General features: G+C 62.8%; 19 protein-coding genes and 1 tRNA gene. 5 read left to right on the forward strand and 15 right to left on the reverse strand.

Translation table 11 applies throughout. The features are described from left to right. Positions 1 to 216: 216 nt before the first annotated feature. Complete coding sequence (locus ACTHNE_RS02745; protein ID WP_440268525.1) at positions 217 to 1377, reverse strand: acyl-CoA dehydrogenase family protein; 1161 nt, start codon at positions 1375 to 1377, stop codon at positions 217 to 219. A gap of 292 nt (positions 1378 to 1669) precedes the next feature. Between ACTHNE_RS02745 and ACTHNE_RS02750 the strand changes: the two genes are divergently transcribed. The 3 genes from ACTHNE_RS02750 (at position 1670) to metH (ending at position 6560) form a co-directional block, all read left to right on the forward strand. Further along, positions 1670 to 2596, forward strand: a complete 927-nt coding sequence (locus ACTHNE_RS02750) for an ArsR/SmtB family transcription factor (RefSeq protein ID WP_440268526.1) — start codon at positions 1670 to 1672, stop codon at positions 2594 to 2596. Between the two features lie 9 nt (positions 2597 to 2605). Beyond that, complete coding sequence (locus ACTHNE_RS02755; protein ID WP_440268527.1) at positions 2606 to 3691, forward strand: homocysteine S-methyltransferase family protein; 1086 nt, start codon at positions 2606 to 2608, stop codon at positions 3689 to 3691. Positions 3692 to 3875: 184 nt separating this feature from the next. After that, entirely contained in the window at positions 3876 to 6560 is a 2685-nt protein-coding gene (metH, locus tag ACTHNE_RS02760; RefSeq protein WP_440268528.1) for a methionine synthase, read from the forward strand. Between the two features lie 67 nt (positions 6561 to 6627). Here metH and ACTHNE_RS02765 read toward each other — a convergent pair whose 3' ends face one another. Further along, the gene (locus ACTHNE_RS02765; RefSeq protein WP_324946308.1) at positions 6628 to 6957 is read right to left on the reverse strand and encodes a lipid-A-disaccharide synthase N-terminal domain-containing protein; all 330 of its coding nucleotides are present in this window, start codon (positions 6955 to 6957) and stop codon (positions 6628 to 6630) included. 399 nt (positions 6958 to 7356) lie between these two features. Between ACTHNE_RS02765 and ACTHNE_RS02770 the strand changes: the two genes are divergently transcribed. Continuing rightward, positions 7357 to 7431: transfer RNA gene (locus tag ACTHNE_RS02770), tRNA-Val, on the forward strand. Between the two features lie 80 nt (positions 7432 to 7511). Here ACTHNE_RS02770 and ACTHNE_RS02775 read toward each other — a convergent pair. Then, positions 7512 to 7718 (reverse strand): DUF2795 domain-containing protein, encoded by a 207-nt coding sequence (locus ACTHNE_RS02775; protein ID WP_324946310.1) that lies wholly within the window; start codon positions 7716 to 7718, stop codon positions 7512 to 7514. Positions 7719 to 8071: 353 nt separating this feature from the next. Between ACTHNE_RS02775 and ACTHNE_RS02780 the strand changes: the two genes are divergently transcribed. After that, positions 8072 to 8251, forward strand: coding sequence for a hypothetical protein (locus ACTHNE_RS02780; protein ID WP_324946312.1), 180 nt, complete (start codon positions 8072 to 8074; stop codon positions 8249 to 8251). Here the strand turns inward: ACTHNE_RS02780 and ACTHNE_RS02785 are convergent. The 12 genes from ACTHNE_RS02785 to ACTHNE_RS02840 form a co-directional block, all read right to left on the reverse strand. Further along, positions 8248 to 8808, reverse strand: a complete 561-nt coding sequence (locus ACTHNE_RS02785; protein ID WP_440268529.1) for a DUF4142 domain-containing protein — start codon at positions 8806 to 8808, stop codon at positions 8248 to 8250. The two genes, ACTHNE_RS02780 and ACTHNE_RS02785, sit on opposite strands and share 4 nt — an antisense overlap. 32 nt (positions 8809 to 8840) lie before the next feature. Further along, complete coding sequence (locus tag ACTHNE_RS02790; RefSeq protein ID WP_440268530.1) at positions 8841 to 9860, reverse strand: SDR family oxidoreductase; 1020 nt, start codon at positions 9858 to 9860, stop codon at positions 8841 to 8843. 167 nt (positions 9861 to 10027) lie between these two features. Next, on the reverse strand, positions 10028 to 10525 hold the full coding sequence (locus tag ACTHNE_RS02795) for a cupin (RefSeq protein ID WP_324945613.1): 498 nt from the start codon (positions 10523 to 10525) through the stop codon (positions 10028 to 10030). Between the two features lie 3 nt (positions 10526 to 10528). Further along, positions 10529 to 10684 carry a hypothetical protein gene (locus ACTHNE_RS02800; RefSeq protein WP_324945616.1) on the reverse strand — a complete coding sequence of 52 codons (156 nt, stop codon included), beginning with the start codon at positions 10682 to 10684 and terminating at the stop codon, positions 10529 to 10531. 395 nt (positions 10685 to 11079) lie between these two features. Next, the gene (locus ACTHNE_RS02805; RefSeq protein WP_324945620.1) at positions 11080 to 11379 is read right to left on the reverse strand and encodes a cytochrome C oxidase subunit IV family protein; all 300 of its coding nucleotides are present in this window, start codon (positions 11377 to 11379) and stop codon (positions 11080 to 11082) included. Next, the gene (locus ACTHNE_RS02810) at positions 11376 to 12029 is read right to left on the reverse strand and encodes a cytochrome c oxidase subunit 3 (protein WP_324945623.1); all 654 of its coding nucleotides are present in this window, start codon (positions 12027 to 12029) and stop codon (positions 11376 to 11378) included. The genes ACTHNE_RS02805 and ACTHNE_RS02810 overlap by 4 nt, the downstream gene beginning before the upstream one ends. Then, positions 12029 to 13645 carry a cytochrome c oxidase subunit I gene (gene ctaD, locus ACTHNE_RS02815; protein WP_324945626.1) on the reverse strand — a complete coding sequence of 539 codons (1617 nt, stop codon included), beginning with the start codon at positions 13643 to 13645 and terminating at the stop codon, positions 12029 to 12031. The genes ACTHNE_RS02810 and ctaD overlap by 1 nt, the downstream gene beginning before the upstream one ends. 177 nt (positions 13646 to 13822) lie before the next feature. Next, positions 13823 to 14773 carry a cytochrome c oxidase subunit II gene (gene coxB, locus ACTHNE_RS02820; RefSeq protein WP_324945629.1) on the reverse strand — a complete coding sequence of 317 codons (951 nt, stop codon included), beginning with the start codon at positions 14771 to 14773 and terminating at the stop codon, positions 13823 to 13825. After that, positions 14770 to 15558 carry an SCO family protein gene (locus ACTHNE_RS02825; RefSeq protein ID WP_324945632.1) on the reverse strand — a complete coding sequence of 263 codons (789 nt, stop codon included), beginning with the start codon at positions 15556 to 15558 and terminating at the stop codon, positions 14770 to 14772. The genes coxB and ACTHNE_RS02825 overlap by 4 nt, the downstream gene beginning before the upstream one ends. After that, positions 15555 to 15899, reverse strand: a complete 345-nt coding sequence (locus ACTHNE_RS02830) for a hypothetical protein (RefSeq protein WP_324945635.1) — start codon at positions 15897 to 15899, stop codon at positions 15555 to 15557. The genes ACTHNE_RS02825 and ACTHNE_RS02830 overlap by 4 nt, the downstream gene beginning before the upstream one ends. After that, positions 15896 to 16963, reverse strand: coding sequence for a hypothetical protein (locus ACTHNE_RS02835; RefSeq protein WP_324945638.1), 1068 nt, complete (start codon positions 16961 to 16963; stop codon positions 15896 to 15898). Before ACTHNE_RS02835 ends, ACTHNE_RS02830 begins: the two co-directional genes overlap by 4 nt. After that, positions 16960 to 17496 (reverse strand): c-type cytochrome, encoded by a 537-nt coding sequence (locus ACTHNE_RS02840; RefSeq protein ID WP_440268531.1) that lies wholly within the window; start codon positions 17494 to 17496, stop codon positions 16960 to 16962. Before ACTHNE_RS02840 ends, ACTHNE_RS02835 begins: the two co-directional genes overlap by 4 nt. Positions 17497 to 17546: the final 50 nt, after the last annotated feature.

Raw genomic sequence — 17546 nt, forward strand, 5'->3', positions numbered from 1 at the left:
TTGCCGATTCGCACGTAGGTTGGGGTGCAAACCCCTGATATATCCCCACGTTTTTTCGTTTGGTGCATATGTGCCCGAAATGCCGTCATTCCCGCGAACGCGGGAATGACGGCCCAGTAATCTGGAAGATCATGTGCAAGGTGTATAGCTCGCTGATTTTATTGAAATCATCGAGCAAAAACGTGGGGATACGTCAGGGTTTGCACCCCAACCTATTCAACGCAAGCCGGTTTCCGCGCGCGCAATCACCAGGCGCTGGATCTCGCTGGTGCCTTCGTAGATCTCGGTGATCTTCGCATCGCGGAAGTAACGCTCCAGCGGCATCTCCTTCGAATAACCCATGCCGCCGTGGATCTGCACCGCCTGGTGCGTAATCCACATTGCCGCTTCGGAAGCGACGAGCTTGGCAATGGACGCCTCGGTGCCGAAACGCCCGCCGTTCTTTTCCGCCTCGCCCTTCGTCCACGCGGCGCGCAGCGTCAGCAACGTGGCCGCGTCGAGCTTGCATTTCATGTCGGCGATCTTCGCCTGCGTCATCTGGAACGTGCCGATCGGGTGGCCGAACGCCTTGCGGTCGCGCGACCACTGCAGCGTGGCTTCGTACGCGGCGCGGGCAATGCCGACAGCCTGCGAGGCGATACCGATGCGACCGGCGTCGAGCACGCCCATCGCAATCGAAAAGCCCTTGCCTTCGTCACCCAGCAGGTCTTCCTTCGGACACAGGTAATCGTTGAATTCGATTTCGCAGGTGGCCGAAGCGCGAATGCCGAGCTTGGGTTCGGTCTTGCCCGCATGGAAACCGGCACGCTGCGTGTCGATGATGAAAGCAGATACGCCCTTGGCGCCGATGCCCGGCGTGGTGATCGCAAACAACACGATGTAGCGCGCCACCGGGCCGGAGGTGATCCAGCTCTTCTTGCCGTTGATCACCCAGTCGCCACCGGCGTTCTTCGATGCGCGCGTGTGCATGGCCGATGCATCCGAACCCGATTGCGGCTCGGTCAGCGCGTACGCGCCAATCGCCTCGCCCTGCGCGATCGCGCGCACGTATTTCTGCTTCTGCGCTTCCGTACCGTGCTTCAGGATGCCGTTGCAGAACAGCGAATTGTTCACCGACATGATGGTGGAAGTGGCCGCATCCGCCGCCGCGATCTCGATCATCGCCAGCGCATAAGCCACCGGATCCATCCCCGCACCGCCGTATTCGTGCGGCACCTCGATACCCATCAGGCCGAGCTGGCCCATCTCGCGGATGTTGTCCAACGGAAACTCGCCCTTCGCATCGAGCTCCGCCGCCACCGGCACGATGCGCTTTTGCGCGAAATCGCGGGCGATGGACTGGATGGACAACTGGTCTTCGGTGAAACGGAAATCCATGAGCGGCTCCGGGGAAAAGAGATGGGGAAAGCCGCTTATTTTAGCTGTGCGAGCCGGATGGACCTTGCTGCGGGGCAGCAGGGAAAAACCAGAGCGCTCACCGCCGAACAGACTGGGATGACAATCCCAGCATCCAGAACCCGCGAAGAATGCATGTGCTGGGATTGTCATTCCAGCCTACTTCCGGGTTCGCGAGCCCTGCAGCCGGGATCATGAGCTCTTACCTGCCTTGACGCACACAGCCTCCCGGCCTACCCTTACCCATCTCTCTATCGCGATATAAGGATGCACGATGGATCTGGCCACCGCCTCCAGCGTGTTGCGCCTATTGGCCGATCCCACGCGCGTGCGGCTGCTGGCCCTGCTCGAGCGGGAGGAGTTGACCGTCGCCGAGCTGGCGTCGGTACTGCACCTGGCGCAGCCGCGGGTATCCACCCACCTGGCCAAATTGAAGGAAGCCGAGCTGGTGCGCGATCGCCGCGCTGGGGTTTCGGCGTATTACCGCGCCAACAGCGAAGGCGACGAGCGACAGCACGCGCTGATCCGCTCGCTGCGCGAAAGCATCGACGACGCCCTGCTGCGCGAGGACGCGGCGCGCCTGCCCGGCGTGCTGGCGCAGCGCGCGCGCGAACAGGGCTGGGCCGATACGGTGGCCGGTGACATGGAGCGCCACTACTCGCCCGGCCGCACCTGGGAGACGCTCACGCGCTCGCTGCTGCAACTGGTGGAAACCGGCGACGTGCTGGATATCGCCTCGGGCGACGGCGTCACCGCCGAGCTGCTGGCACCGCACGCGCGCTCGATCGTCTGCGTGGACGCCAGCGAACGCGTGGTGGAGGCGGCCGCGAAACGGCTCGCACCGTTCGGCAACGTCGAAGTGCGTTCCGGCGACATGCACGCGCTGGCGCTGGAAGCCAACCGCTTCGACCTGGTGTTGATGCTGCACGCCCTCACCTATGCCGAGCATCCCGCCAAGGCGATGGCCGAAGCCGCGCGCGTGCTGCGCCGCGGCGGCAAGCTGCTGGCGGTGACGCTGGGCAAGCACGACCACCGCGCCGTGGTGGAACCGTTCGATCATCGCAATCTCGGCTTCAACCCGAACGACCTCAACAAGCTGGCGACGCAGGCCGGGCTCGACGTGCTCAGTTGCAGTCGCCTGAGCCGCGAGCGCAAGGCGCCGCATTTCGAAGTGATCAGTCTGCTTGCACGCAAGCCGTAAGGAGTCCCCATGAGCACCCTCCCCTGGCGTCATCCCGATCGTGTAGCCGCGTTGGAAAACGCATTGCGCGAACGCATCCTGATTCTCGACGGCGGCATGGGCACCATGCTGCAAGGCCGTCAATTGGACGAGTCGGGTTTTCGCGGCGATCGCTTCGTCGAAGGCCGCGACAGCCAGCACGCGCATGCGCACGATCATCCAGGCAGTTGCGACCTGAAGGGCAACAACGACCTGCTCACGCTGACCAAACCGGAGATCATCCAGGGCGTGCACGAGGCCTATCTCGAAGCCGGCGCGGACCTGGTGGAAACCAACACCTTCAACTCCACGCGCATCAGCCAGGCCGACTACCACCTGCAACATCTGGCCTACGAACTCAACCGCGAAGGCGCCAAGCTCGCGCGCGTCGCGTGCAATGCGTATACCGCGAAAAATCCGGCCAAGCCGCGCTTCGCCATTGGCATCCTGGGCCCAACCAGCCGCACCGCTTCGCTGTCGCCCGACGTTAACGATCCGGGCTTTCGCAACGTCACCTTCGAAGAGCTGGTCGACAACTACACCGAAGCGGCCAGCGGCCTTCTCGATGGCGGCGCCGATGTCATCATGGTGGAAACCATCTTCGACACGCTCAACGCCAAGGCTGCCCTGTTCGCCTTGAGCGAATTGTTCCGCGCACGCGGCAGCCGCGTGCCGGTGATGATTTCCGGCACCATCACCGACCGCTCCGGCCGCACGCTGTCCGGGCAGACTGCCGAAGCGTTCTATTACTCGGTCAAGCACATCCGTCCGTTGTCGGTGGGCCTCAATTGCGCGCTGGGCGCGGCCGACCTGCGCCCGCATGTGCAGACCTTGGCCAATGTTGCGGAGTGCTACGTCAGCACGCATCCGAATGCCGGTTTGCCGAATGCGTTCGGCGAATACGACGAGACGCCGGCGCAGATGGCGGCGGTGATCGACGGGTTTGCGCGCGATGGGTTGCTCAACATGGTTGGCGGGTGTTGCGGAACGACGCCGGCGCATATCAAGGCGATTGCGGAGGCGGCTAGCAAGTATGCGCCGCGGGCGTTGGCGAGCGAGCAGAAAGAGGCGGCATGAGCATGATGCTGCACGTTGTGACCCCCTCTCCCCTCCGGGGAGAGGGCTGGGGTGAGGGGTCAACCTCGCCAGAAGCCTTCTTCCTGTCGAACAGCAAAAACCAAACATCCTCGCAAGATTGGCCCCTCACCCTAACCATCTCCCCGGAGGGGAGAGGGGACTGCTGGCTGCAACATTGACCCTGATGAATCCAATTCGCCACACCCGCCTCTCCGGCCTCGAACCCCTGGTCATCACCCCAGACCTGCTCTTCGTCAACATCGGCGAACGCACCAACGTCACTGGCTCGGCGCAATTCAAGAAGCTGATCAAGGAAGATCGCTACGAGGAAGCCGTCGAAGTCGCGCGCCAGCAGGTCGCCAACGGTGCGCAGATCATCGACGTCAACATGGACGAAGGCCTGATCGATTCGGAAGCGGCGATGACGCGCTTCCTCAATCTGATCGCCGCCGAACCGGACATTGCGCGCGTACCGGTAATGGTCGACTCCTCTAAGTGGAGCGTGATCGAAGCCGGCCTGCGCTGCCTGCAGGGCAAGGGCGTGGTCAACTCCATCTCGATGAAGGAAGGCGAGGAAATTTTCCTCGAGCATGCGCGCAAGGTGCTCGAATACGGCGCCGCCGTGGTGGTGATGGCGTTCGACGAGCAAGGCCAGGCCGACACCTGCGAGCGCAAGGTGGAAATCTGCTCGCGCGCCTACAAATTGCTCACCGAGAAACTCGACTTTCCGCCCGAAGACATCATCTTCGACCCCAACATCTTCGCCATCGCCACTGGCATCGAGGAGCACAACAACTACGCGGTGGACTTCATCGAGGCCACCCGCGAGCTGAAAAAGCGCTTCCCGTTGAGCCATATTTCAGGCGGCGTGTCCAACGTATCGTTCTCGTTCCGCGGCAACAACACTGTGCGCGAGGCGATCCATTCCGTGTTTTTGTACCACGCGATCAAGGCGGGCATGGATTTAGGGATCGTCAACGCCGGTGCGTTGATGATCTACGACGACGTGCCCGGGGAACTGCGCGAGCGCGTGGAAGACGTGGTGCTCAACCGCCGCGCCGACGCCACCGAACGCCTGCTGGAAATCGCCGACCGCTACAAGGCCAAGAAAGGCGAGGCCGTTGTCGAAAACCTGGCCTGGCGCGACAAGCCGGTGCATGAGCGCCTGGCGCACGCGCTGGTGCACGGCATCGACCAGTTCGCCGAGGAAGATACCGAGGAAGCACGCCAACAGACGACGCGTCCGCTCGACGTGATCGAAGGCCCGCTGATGGACGGCATGAATATCGTCGGCGACCTGTTCGGCGCCGGCAAGATGTTCCTGCCGCAGGTGGTGAAATCCGCGCGCGTGATGAAGAAGGCGGTGGCCTATCTGCTGCCCTACATCGAGGCGGAAAAACTGCGCACCGGCGATGCCGGCAAAAACAACGGCACCATCGTGATGGCCACCGTGAAAGGCGATGTGCACGACATCGGCAAGAACATCGTCGGCGTGGTGCTCCGCTGCAACAACTTCGAAGTGATCGACCTGGGCGTGATGGTGCCGGCGCAGAAGATCCTCGACACCGCGCGCGAGCACAACGCGGATTTGATCGGGTTGTCCGGCCTGATCACGCCTTCATTGGAGGAAATGAGCCAGGTCGCGCGCGAAATGCAGCGCCAGAATTTCACTGTCCCCCTGCTGATCGGTGGCGCGACGACTTCACGCGCGCATACGGCGCTGAAAATCGAGCCGCATTACAAGGCGCCCACAGTGTGGGTAAAGGATGCCTCGCGCGCGGTGGGCGTGGCGCAATCGCTGGTGAGCAAGGAGCTGGTCGACGGCTTCATGGCGAAGATCCGCGCCGAGTACGCCGACATCCGCGAACGCCACAAGCAGCGCGGCGCAGCCAAGACCCTGGTGCCGCTGGACCATGCGCGCAAACAACGCTACAGCTGTGCCTGGGCGAACTACACGCCGCCGCAGCCGAACAAGCCCGGCATCACCGTGTTCAACGATTACGACCTGGCCGAACTGCGCAGGTATATTGACTGGACACCATTCTTCCAGGCATGGGAACTGGCCGGACGCTATCCGGCCATCCTCAAGGACGAAGTAGTCGGTCAGCAGGCCAGCGAACTGTTCGCCGATGCGCAGGCGATGCTCGACAAGATCATCGCCGAGCGCTGGCTGACCGCGCGTGCGGTGATTGGGCTCTGGCCTGCGTGCAATACCGGCGACGATATCGAGATCCAGTCTTCCGCGGGCACTCGCCGCCTGCATCATCTGCGCCAGCAAGCGGAAAAACCCGTCGAACGCCCCGACTTCTGTCTCAGCGATTTCATCGCGCCGAAGGAAGCCGGCAAGCAGGACTGGATCGGCGCCTTCGCCGTTACCGCCGGCATTGGCATCGAAGCACACATCGCCCGCTTCGAAGCGGATCACGACGATTACTCCGCCATCCTGCTCAAGGCGCTCGCCGACCGGCTCGCCGAAGCCTTCGCCGAACGCATGCACGAACGCGTGCGGCGCGAGTTCTGGGGCTACCAGCCGGACGAGGCGCTGGACAATCAAGCGCTGATCGACGAACAGTACCGCGGCATCCGCCCCGCGCCCGGCTACCCTGCCTGTCCGGACCATACCGAGAAAGCCACGCTGTTCGAGCTATTGGACGCCACCCAGAACGCCGGCATCCAATTGACCGAAGGCTTCGCGATGTATCCCACCGCCGCCGTTTCCGGCTGGTATTTCTCGCATCCGGACAGCCAGTACTTCGTGGTCGGCCGCGTCACGCGCCAACAGGTCGAGGATTACGCCAAGCGCAAGGGCTGGACACGCGAGGAAGCCGAACGCTGGCTCGCCCCCAACCTCGATTACGACCCCGAGTAGGTTGGGGTGCAAACCCCAACGAAGGTCATGCGTGATGGTATCGGGCGTTGGGGTTCGCACCCCAAACCTACACCTTGCCACCCACCTCATCCCTGCCGTGATTGCGCAAATGCATCACCAGGTTGTAGACCGACACGAACACCGGGAAGAAATTGGAAAGAATGCCCACCGAGTCGTTCTTGCCGAACACGAAGTAGGCCAGCAACAGCGCGCTGCCCGTCACCGACATCCACCAGAACGACAGCGGCATCACCACGCGCTTGTACTTGCGCGTGTAGTACAGCTGCACGAACCAGCGGCCCGTGAACATCAGCGTGCCCATGTAGCCGACGACCTTCCACGGCGTCACATGAAAGTTCTGCAGGGAATGCAGGATGTGGGAGAGATCGAAGTGCATGGGACACGGCCGCTTGGCGAAGGGAAACGGGGCATTTTAGGGCCTGTTCGCAAAAATTGGGTAGCCCGCCTTGTCGTTTTGGGGGTGTGAGGTGGTTGTTGGGGGGGCAGGCTTGGCTGGCTACCAGGGCAAGCCGCGCGCTGCCGCCTGACGGCCACTCAACGGCAACCCGAAGGGCCGGGTCTGTTTGCGCGCCATGCCGCGTCATCGCTCAGTCGTGTACCGACGTACACTCCTTCGCTCTTCCTTGCCTGGCGCGCAAACAGATCCCGGCGCGGGCCACGCCAATAGTGCGAACTGGCCCTAACCGGCTGGGCGGCTGCTACCGGAGGGCAACGCGGCGCCCTCGTGGGTGGTTGACGTACTCATCCACGATCCGTATAGTTGCGCGTTCCCGGCGGGCGGTTAGCTCAGCGGTAGAGCACTGCCTTCACACGGCAGGTGTCACAAGTTCGATCCTTGTACCGCCCACCAACGTATTCAATGAATTAGGCCACCTCGCAAGGGTGGCCTTTTTCATGACAGGTCCGCGGCGGGCGCACCGGGCGTGCAGATTATTCGATTTGCCCGTAGCCCTTCATCACGTCCTGGGGGCCGCCGAACTGGTCTTCGGGAAGGCGCTGGATCGTCTCCAGGATCTCCTTGGGCGCTTCGTTGCGCCGGGCCTGCTCAAGCAGGTCGTCCTTGCTTGCCGGGTAACCGACATCGCGCAGGTATTTCTGCAGGTTCGCGGGGGATTGACCACCTACACCTCTGGTCATGGCTGCACCTCTTCAACGTCGTAAGTTGTGTTGCCTCTTCACGTGTCGATGCCGGCAAGCACGGCGGCTTGCGGGAACGCATTGCGTATATCGACTGGATGGAGCCTAGCGAGGGCACGGTGAAACGCTCATGGAACCCTGTGTAGGGAAATGTCAACGGTGCCGGCAATCGAACGCGAGTTACCGACACCCAGCGCGCTTCATACCAGTGACATATCGCGCAGCGATACTGCGCAGCCTCGGCAAGGGCGACGCCCGCAAGGTCGTGAAGAGCGCCGTTGACGCCGCTTGCGCATCCTTTTGAAGCCCCCTTTGCCAAGGTGCCACGTTCCTCTGCCTGTCCCGAAACGTCCATGAGCATTCGCAACGCCACCATCGCCAGGCGCAAGCGCACGATCGGCCTGTTCGAGCAAGAACGCATCGCGTCCGCGGAACATGAGTGGCCACAGCGCGTCAGCCTGCCGGCCAGGCCGAGGAAGAAGGACGCTTCGCCAACGAAGAAGGCGCAACGTGCGCCGTGGCACGGCGCCTAGCCGCCGGCCACCTGTTTTTCCGCGGCGTTGTTGCTCTTCAGCAACGCCTGCGCCTCATCCAGATGACTCTGCAGCACCGGCAACCCGCGCGCGGCGATGGTCCGCAGGCGGTCGTCGGCGGAAGTCTTCGCCGCCACTTCGTAAGCCGCGATGATCTTGCGGTGCTCGTTCACCATCATGCCGGCAAAGGCCTGATCGAACGCTTCGCCCTGCAGGGTTTGCAAATGCGCTTTCATCGCGCTGATGTTGCCGGGTGGAACGCCGTGTGCGTTGCCCTTGCTGCCATGAGTCGCCGCAGCAAGTCGTGCGAACTGCAGGTTGAGCGCAGCGTGATCGCTGACGATCCTGCTCGCCAGTGCCCTCAGCTTCGGATTGCCCGACTTGGCCATCGCCAACTGCGCCAATGCGATCTGCATGGCGTCGTCGGCAGTCGCCTGTGCGACGAACGCCTGCTCGCGTGCATCGAGCTTGACCGGACGTGCAGGCGCCTGACGTGCGGGTGCCTTGGTCGCCGCACCAACGACCGGAGCGGCAACCAGCCACATCAGTACAGCCATGCGCATGGAAGCGAACACAACATTACGCATAGTCACGGTTGCCCTCTTCCGCCGGATTCGCCATAGATCTGCCCGGTCACATAACTCGATTCGGCCGCGGCGAGCTGCACGTACACGTGCGCGATCTCCGCTGGCTGCCCGGGACGCCCCATCGGCGTGGTGGCGCCGAATTCCTTCAGATTCTTCTGCGTCTGCCCGCCGCTCACCTGCAGCGGCGTCCAGAACGGCCCGGGCGCGACGCCATTGACGCGAATGCCGCGCTTGATCATCTGCTTGGCCAGGCCCTTGGTGAAGGTGACGATGGCGCCCTTGGTCAGCGAATAATCCAGCAGGTTTTCCGAAGGATCGTATGCATTCACCGACGCGGTATTGATGATGGCCGAACCGGGCGGCATATGCGCCACCGCCGCCTTGGTGATCCAGAACATCGCGTACAGGTTGGTTTTCAAGGTCCAGTCGAAATAGTCCGTGGTGATGTCCAGGATCGATTCGGCGCTGTGCTGCCTGGCGGCGTTGTTCACCAGCAGATCGATGCCGCCGAAAGCGGCGATCACCTTTGCCACCATGTCTGCGCAATACGACTCGTTGCGAATGTCGCCCGGCAAGGCCAACGCCTTGCGGCCCGCGTTCTGGATCAGCCCGATCACTTCCTGCGCGTCCGGCTCTTCGGCCGGCAGATAGGAAATGGCCACGTCCGCACCTTCGCGCGCAAACGCGATCGCCGCCGCGCGGCCAATACCCGAATCGCCACCGGTGATCAACGCCCGACGCCCAAGCAACTTTCCGCTGCCGCGATAGCTGCTTTCGCCATGATCGGGACGCGGCGTCATCTTGCCGGCAAGTCCCGGCCAGGGTTGCGATTGCTGTTCGAACGGCGGCTGCGGGTAACCCTTGCGTGGATCCTGCAACGGTGCGGCCTCACGACGGCCTGTGCTGGCCCGGTCTTCCGGCTGCGTGCCCCAGGCCACACCGACCACGGCGGTGGCCATGCCCAACGAGGCGCCCTGCATCAGCCGTCTGCGCGATGGGGAAATACGGTCGTCGTCGCTCATGGCGCCACCTTCACGTTTTCCGGCCTGGGTCGGAGATACGCATGCTAGTCGCCGAGGCAGTGGATGCCAGGTCTACGAATGCACAACCTGCCGTTAAGACGGCATGACGCGCGACCATACATGGCGCCGTTGGGTTTCGGCATCGCCTCTACCCAACTACAAGGGCCCTATCGCCACATGTCCAGCAAGATGCCCTGCTTGCCTTCTACCGGATCGGATTCCGGCGCAGGCAGGTTGCTGATGCGTTCGAGCGCAGCCTTGTCAGCCATGGTCTTGCACATATCCCAATCCTGCCCCGGCGGATACGCGCCAACGGCAAGACAATGCTTGTCCATGCGCATGCTGCAATGGCCAACGCCTGCGGGCAGCACCAGCACGTCGCCCTCATCCACTTCCACCTCCTTGCCGCGCGGGCCGCCGAGCATCAGGCGCGCCTTGCCACCCACGAATCCCAGCGCTTCGTGCGCAGTGGTGTGGTAGTGGTGATAGCCGTATACGCCGTCGCGCCAGCGCGGTTCCCAACCGTTGCGGCTGAACAGTTCCTCGAAATCCTTTGCACTGAGTTCGCCACCATCGGCCAGCGCCTGCTTGTAGAGCACTGCCGGAAAGCGCGGGTTGTTCGGCATCCAGCCGTTTTTCTCGAACTGGAACGTTTCGATCTGCATGGGTCAGCCCGACGAAGGATAAGGTTTCTTGCTTGGAACATTCTGCGGCTCGTGCGGCGACTCGGCATCCGGCGCCTTCTGATGTTTCTTGGCCGGCTCCGGACGCGGTTCCGGATAGCCGGAATTGTGCGGCGGTTTGGTGGGTTCGCGCTCTTCCATGGTTCCACTCTCGATCAGGGAAGGTGTAGCGACTGTGCGCCACCGTGACGTGATCCGGCGTGAATACAAGGCCCTTTCGCGCTGATGCGGCCATCATGCTGATGACTGAAATACAACGGCAGCGGCTCGCGTTTACATCTTCTCCATCCATGCATCACAGCTGCATTGGGAAGATGTAAGCACACCGTCGAGGTAATCGCTATGTCACGGCATGACCGCAAAGATTCCCCGCATCCTCACGACAACGACCAACCCAGGACGGAAAGCCGCCAAGCGCGTGAGCGGCGCAAGCAGCACGAGAGCGAGAACCAGGATCAGGGCCTGGAAGAAACCTTCCCGTGCAGCGATCCAGTGTCGCCCTTCGTACCCGCCAAAGGCCCGGACTGAAAACAGCCTTACCAGGGCGCATGCAGCAAATAGCGCGTGAGGTAATCGCCCAGCGTCAGCGCCACCAGCAGCAATGGCCACGCGAAGCTCAGCACGGCGATCATGCGCATGACCGGATGGCTGTGCCTGAGCCGCATGAAGATCACCAGCACCAACAGTGCCTGGCCAATGGCGATCACGGTGCCGATCACCAGCCCCCACCAGCCGAGCGGCAGTCGCGACAAGCTCGCCGATGCGGCCAGCAGAATCAACAGCGCCGCCAGCACGGCGAGTTGGCTGCGCAGGCTGGGAATCGGCTGCCCGGTCATCCCGCGCTCCCCACCAGATAGATGGCCGGATACACGAAAATCCACACGATATCGACCAGGCTCCAGTACAAACCGGTGATTTCGATCGGCGTGTAATACGCGCTGGAGAACGTGCCGCGCCAAGTTCGTATCGCCATCACCAAGAGCAGCACCACGCCGATCAGCACGTGCAGGCTGTGGAAGCCGGTGATGACGTAGTACAGGCTGAAGAACAACTCCACGCCGCGCGCATCAGGCCCCGTCTGCGTATAGCGGATGCCAGGGATCAGCCCTTCCTCGAATTCGTCGTGGTATTCCATGCCATGCAAGACCAGGAACGCCACGCCGAGCGCACTGGTGATCATCAGCAGTATCGCGCTCTGGCGCGCGCAATCGAGCTGGATCTGGCGCAACGCGATGGCGGCAAGGCAACCGCTGGTCAAAAGGATCGCCGTCTCCGCCGTGCCCATGGCGAAATCGGTGTGTGCACTGCCTTCCACGAAGGCCAACGGAAAACGCCAGCGGCACACCACGTACGCGGCAAACAGCACGCCGAAGAACAGCACTTCAGTGGCGATGAACGCCCACATGCCCAGCATGGCGGCTTCTTTCTGCTGGGACGCATCGTCGAACTGCTGCTGTACCGCCGCTTCGGGCAACGTCGCGTTCATCAGTCGCGGTACTCGTAAGGCCCGGTCGTCACCACAGGCGTCTCGTGGAAATTGTGTTCCGGCGGCGGTGAAGAGGTGGTCCACTCCAGCCCGGTGGCGCGCCATGGGTTGGCGTGCGCGGGCTTGCCGCGAAACAGCGAATAACCCAGGTAGAACAGCGGCATCAGGTACGAGACGGCAAGAATCGCCGCGCCAAGCGAGGAAAGAATATTCAGGTCCTGATAGCGCGGCAGGTATTGGTGATAACGCCGCGGCATGCCTTCATAGCCCAGCACGTATTGCGGAAAAAAGGTGAGATTGAAACCGACGAACATCATCCACGCAGCAATCTTCGCCACGCCTTCGGAATACAGGCGGCCGGTCGCTTTCGGCCACCAGTAATGAATTCCTCCCAGATACGCCATCACCGACCCGCCAACCATGATGTAGTGGAAATGCGCCACCACGAAATAAGTGTCGGTCAGATTCACGTCCAGCGCCACCGCGGCCAGGAACAACCCCGTCATGCCGCCCAGGGTGAACAGGCCGATAAAGCCGAGCGTATAGATCATCGGCGCATGGAACACGATGCTGCCCTTGTGCAGCGTGGCCAGCCAGTTGAACACCTTGATCGCCGAAGGCACCGCCACCGCGAAACTCAGGATCGAAAACACGATGCTCGCGTACATCGACTGCCCGGCCACGAACATGTGGTGTCCCCACACCAGGAAGCCGATGAAAGCGATCGCAAACAACGACCACGCCATGAACTTGTAGCCGAAGATCTTGCCGCGCACACCGTTGCAGATCAGCTCGCTGACCACGCCCATCGCCGGCAGGATCATGATGTACACCGCCGGATGCGAGTAGAACCAGAAAAAATGCTGGAACAGGATCGGATCGCCGCCCAGTGCCGGGTCGAAAATACCCACGCCAGCCAGGCGCTCCAGACCGATCAGCGACAAGGTCATCGCCAGCACCGGCGTAGCCAGCATCATCACCACGCTGGTGGCGTACATGGCCCAGACGAACAACGGCAGCCGATACCAATACATGCCCGGCGCGCGCATCATGTGCGTGGTCACGATCAGGTTCATGCCGGTGAGGATGGTGGAAAACCCGGTCACGAACACGCCGACCACCACCAGGATCACGTTCGAATTGGAGAACATGGTCGAGAACGGCGTGTAAAACGTCCATCCGGTGTCCACGCCGCCTAGCAACAGCGCCGCCACCGTGAACAGGCCGCCGATCATGTACAGATACCAGCTGAAGAGATTCAAGCGCGGAAACGCCACGTCGCGCGCACCGATCATCAGCGGCACCAGAAAATTGCCCATGGTGGAAGGAATGGAAGGAATCAGGAAAAACCACACCATCACCACGCCGTGGAAGGTGAAAGTCTTGTTGTAGTTCTCGGCGGACATCAGCCGCCCGTCCGGATGGACCAGGGTCAGGCGCATCAGCGTCGCCGCGGCACCGCCCAAAAAGAAGAACAGCGTGATGGCGATCGTGTACAACACCGCGATGCGCTTGTGATCGTGCGTGGTCAGCCACGACCATAAAGTGCGACCGCCTTCGACCAGGTAACCGCCATCCGTCGCTTCGGCGTGGCCGGGAAAGGTTGTTGCGTTCACGGTCTTCTCCAGGGTTGCAGTTCGCCGGAATGCATCCCCTCCCCTGCGTGCAGGGGAGGGTTAGGGTGGGGTAAAGCAACCTCGCGTTGCATTTCAACGATGCGGCAAGCCCGAGCAACCCCACCCCAGCCCTCCCCTGCACGCAGGGGAGGGAGCCAGCTTTCCCGCAATTGAGATTCAATGCGGCGCATGCCCCACCTCCGCACTCGAAGACGACGCCTTCAACGATTTGATATACGCCATCAACGCCAGCACATCTTCTTCGTCGATGCGCGACTGATACGCCGGCATGATCGGCGCATAACCCGCCACGCGCTGCCCGGCTGGCAGCATGATCGCGTCGTGCAGGTAACGATCGTCCACGTTCGCGCGCCGCCCATCGGCAAGCCGCACTTGCGTTCCGTACACGCCGCGCAGGTCCGGCGCCCGTATGCCCGATCCCGGGTCGTGGCAGCCACTGCAGCCGAACTGCACGAACAGGCGGCGTCCGGCCTGTGCCGGCGCCAGGCTGATGCTGGCCTTAAGCCATTGCTGGTAATCCTTTGGAGACATCACCGTTACCGTGCCGAGCATTGCCGCGTGATCCGTGCCGCAATATTCCGAACACAGCAACGGGTAATTGCCCAGCTTGGTCGCCGTGAACCACAACGCGGTATAGCGCCCCGGCACCACGTCCTGCTTCACGCGAAAATCCGGCACGTAAAAGCTGTGGATCACATCCTCGGAAGTCATGATCAAGCGCACCGGTACGCCGAGCGGCACGTGCAGGGCATCGATCTCGCGCCGGCCATTGGCATGCTGCACTTTCCACATCCACTGCTTGGCGACGACGTAGATCGGCATGGCACCGGCCGGCGGCGTGCGCAGCATGGTCCACAGATCGATGCTCCACGCGAACATGCCCACGAACAGCAGGAAGGGAATCAGCGTCCAGGCGATTTCCAGGCCCAGTTTCTGCGTTTCCCGTCCTTCGCGATCGGCATGGCTGCCGCGCCGGTACTTGATGCAGAACCAGAACATCACCACGAACACGCCGAGCGACACCGTGCCGCACAGCGCCAGCATGGCGTCGAACATGCGATCGATCGGCACGGCGAAGTTTGACGCTTGCGGCTGCAAGGCGATCATCCCGCAGCTCCCGGACGACGGCGCAGCAGCGCAAACATCAACAGCAACAGCGCGACGAAGCCGATACCCAGCCCCTGCATGATGCGCGTGATGGTGACCGTGTAGCGCCCCGTGGCCGGATCGTAGCCGCAACACAGCAGCACCAGCTGATCGACGATGCTGCCAAGCGTGTGATGCGACGCGGCGACCACCGCAAGACGCACGCTCTGCGGCACGTAGTTGGCGCCCATCAGGTATTGGTTCACCCGGCCGTCGGCGGTGGCGATGACCAGGCCGGCCGGATGCGCGTATTGATCCAGCCGCGCGTCGTAGAAGTAATGAAAGCCGACCGCCCGCGCCAACGCATCGATGGACGCGGCATCGCCGACCAGGAAATGCCAGGCCGCCGCATTCGCATCAGCCGGCATGTGCGCAAGCTTTGCCTGCGTGGCGCGCGCATCGGCGGGCGTGTCGCGCGGATCGATGCTCACGAACAATACGCTCAAGCCATCGGCCGGTTTCAAGCCCGATTTCGCGATCGCATGCGCCAAGCCCTGCTCGGTCACGTCGCACAGGTTCGGACAGCGGAAATAGCCAAGCATCAGCAGCGTGGGCCTCGCCGCCATCCAGTCGCCGAGGCTGGCCTTACGTCCCGATGCGTCGACGAACAGCGACGTCATCGGCAGTTGCGAACCCAGCTTTTGTTCGAAGCCGGCGCGCTGGGTCAGGTCACGCGGTGGCACTGTCGCGCTTGCGTAAACCGCCCACATGCAACACAGCAGGAGCACGTATTTGAGCGCGTTCACGGTACTGCGCCTCCGCTGTTCTGCTTCGATTGCGCTGCGAGCAGACTCATCGCGCGCTCGATCGGAATACGCGCCACGCGGTGCGCAGGATCGACCCAGCCGTAGCTGTTCAACTGCCGTGCCTGCGCCGCGTATTGCGCATGGCGGTCCGCCGGCGCCACCACCTGCAGGCGCGGTTGCGGCGGAATCACCGCTGGCGGCGTGCTGAGCGCCCCCGGATGCACGTGCTGCCACAGCACGTGCATCACCCACAGGATCAGCACGAAGATCAGCAGGAAGATCGCGCCCAGCTTGTGCAGGGCTGGTGCGTCAACGCGATGCGGCTCATGCCGTTTGCTCATCGCACACCTCCGCGTTGCAGGCAGGTGCGATAACCGGCCGCGCAGCAGCCCAGCAAGCCGATGCAGATCAGCGGATCGGTCCATCGCAGCGTGACGCCGTGCAACTCCCCGCTCGGCAACACCAGCCAGATCAGATAAAGCCATTGCGCAAACAGGCTGATGCAGGCCAGCACGCACAGCGCGCGCCAGGACGCCTTGACCTTGCCCAGCAACAACGCGAAGAACGGAATACCCAATCCGACGCAGGCCACCGTCACGCCCAGCCACCACCAGCCGGTAAGCAGGCGCGGCAGGTACCACGCCGTTTCCGCCGGAAGGTCCGCGACCCAACTGGTGAGATAGTCGATAAAGCTGACGTAGCCCCAGCCGAGCACCATCACCAGCATCAGGTTGCCGAAATCGTGCAACAGCCGCGGCGACGCGGCGCTCGCCTCGGCGTCGCGCATCAACCGCACCAGCACGGCCAGCGCCAACGCAATCAGCAGCTGGCTGGTGAACAGCAGCAGGCCGATATCGGTGCTATGCCAGTGCGGCACCAGCGACATCACCCAGTCCACCGCGGCCATGGTGACGGTGAACAGCATGGCGATCATGCCCGCCGCCGCGGTGCTGGCGCGAATCGGTTGTCCACGCCGGATCACGCCGTAACCGATCCATGCCCACACACCGAACACGACGACCGCTCGAATGACCAGGCCCGGCGCATTGAGATACCAGCGCTGCTGATCCAGATGCGGATCGTCCACCGGCACGCCGGCCTGCAGCCACGGAAACAGCACGTGCATGCCGATCAACAGCGGCATCGCCGCGATCGCCACGTAAGGAAACAAGCGGCTGGCCGCGAACCATTCGCCGCCCAGGCGCTCACCCCATTCACCGCCGGTGAGCGCATGGGTCATCAGCAGCATCATGCTGCCCAGCATCACCCCGAGCACGAACAGCCAGCTCGCCAGATACACGAACAGCGCATGCCGCACGTGGCCTGCAGCGAAGCCGAAACCTGCCGCCAGCAGCAATGCCGCCACGATAAAGGCGTAAAGCTGGGGAGCGAGGTTGCGCATCATCTTGCTCCTTCACCCAGCGCTTTCAGATCCTGCGGCGCAAGATGCTCCACCGGCGCGCGCTGGCTGAGCTGCAGCGCGCGGATATACGCGACGATGGCCCATCGATCGTGCGCATCGACCCGGTCGCCGAACGGATACATCACGCCGTAACCGTCGCTTATGGCATGCGCAAGCGCGGCATCCGTAGCGCGCAGCAAACGGTCATCCAGATACGACAGCGGCCGCGGAAAACCACGTTGCACGATCATGCCGTTGCCTTCGCCGGCAAGGCCGTGGCAGCCGGCGCAATAGATGTCGTAGCGGTTGCGTCCGCGCTGCAGCAGCGCCAGCGTGACGGGGTAAGGACTGGCGCCCGAAGATGCGGGAGCGGGCGCCGCGTCGACACGCCCCAGCCGTCCGCTGGAAGGTCCGGCCCGTTCGCCGGTGGCGATCGGGAGCGTTCCTTCCGGTGGCTTGCGTGCTGCCTTGTCATCGGCGAACAAGGAACTTGGGGAGCCTGGTTTGTATTTGGGCTGGCTGTACATGTCGTGCATGGCGCGTTCGCAGCCGGCGAGTGAACACGCGATGCATAGGTACAGCAGGC

Source organism: Dyella sp., assembly GCF_051954575.1.
Taxonomy (GTDB): domain Bacteria; phylum Pseudomonadota; class Gammaproteobacteria; order Xanthomonadales; family Rhodanobacteraceae; genus Dyella_B.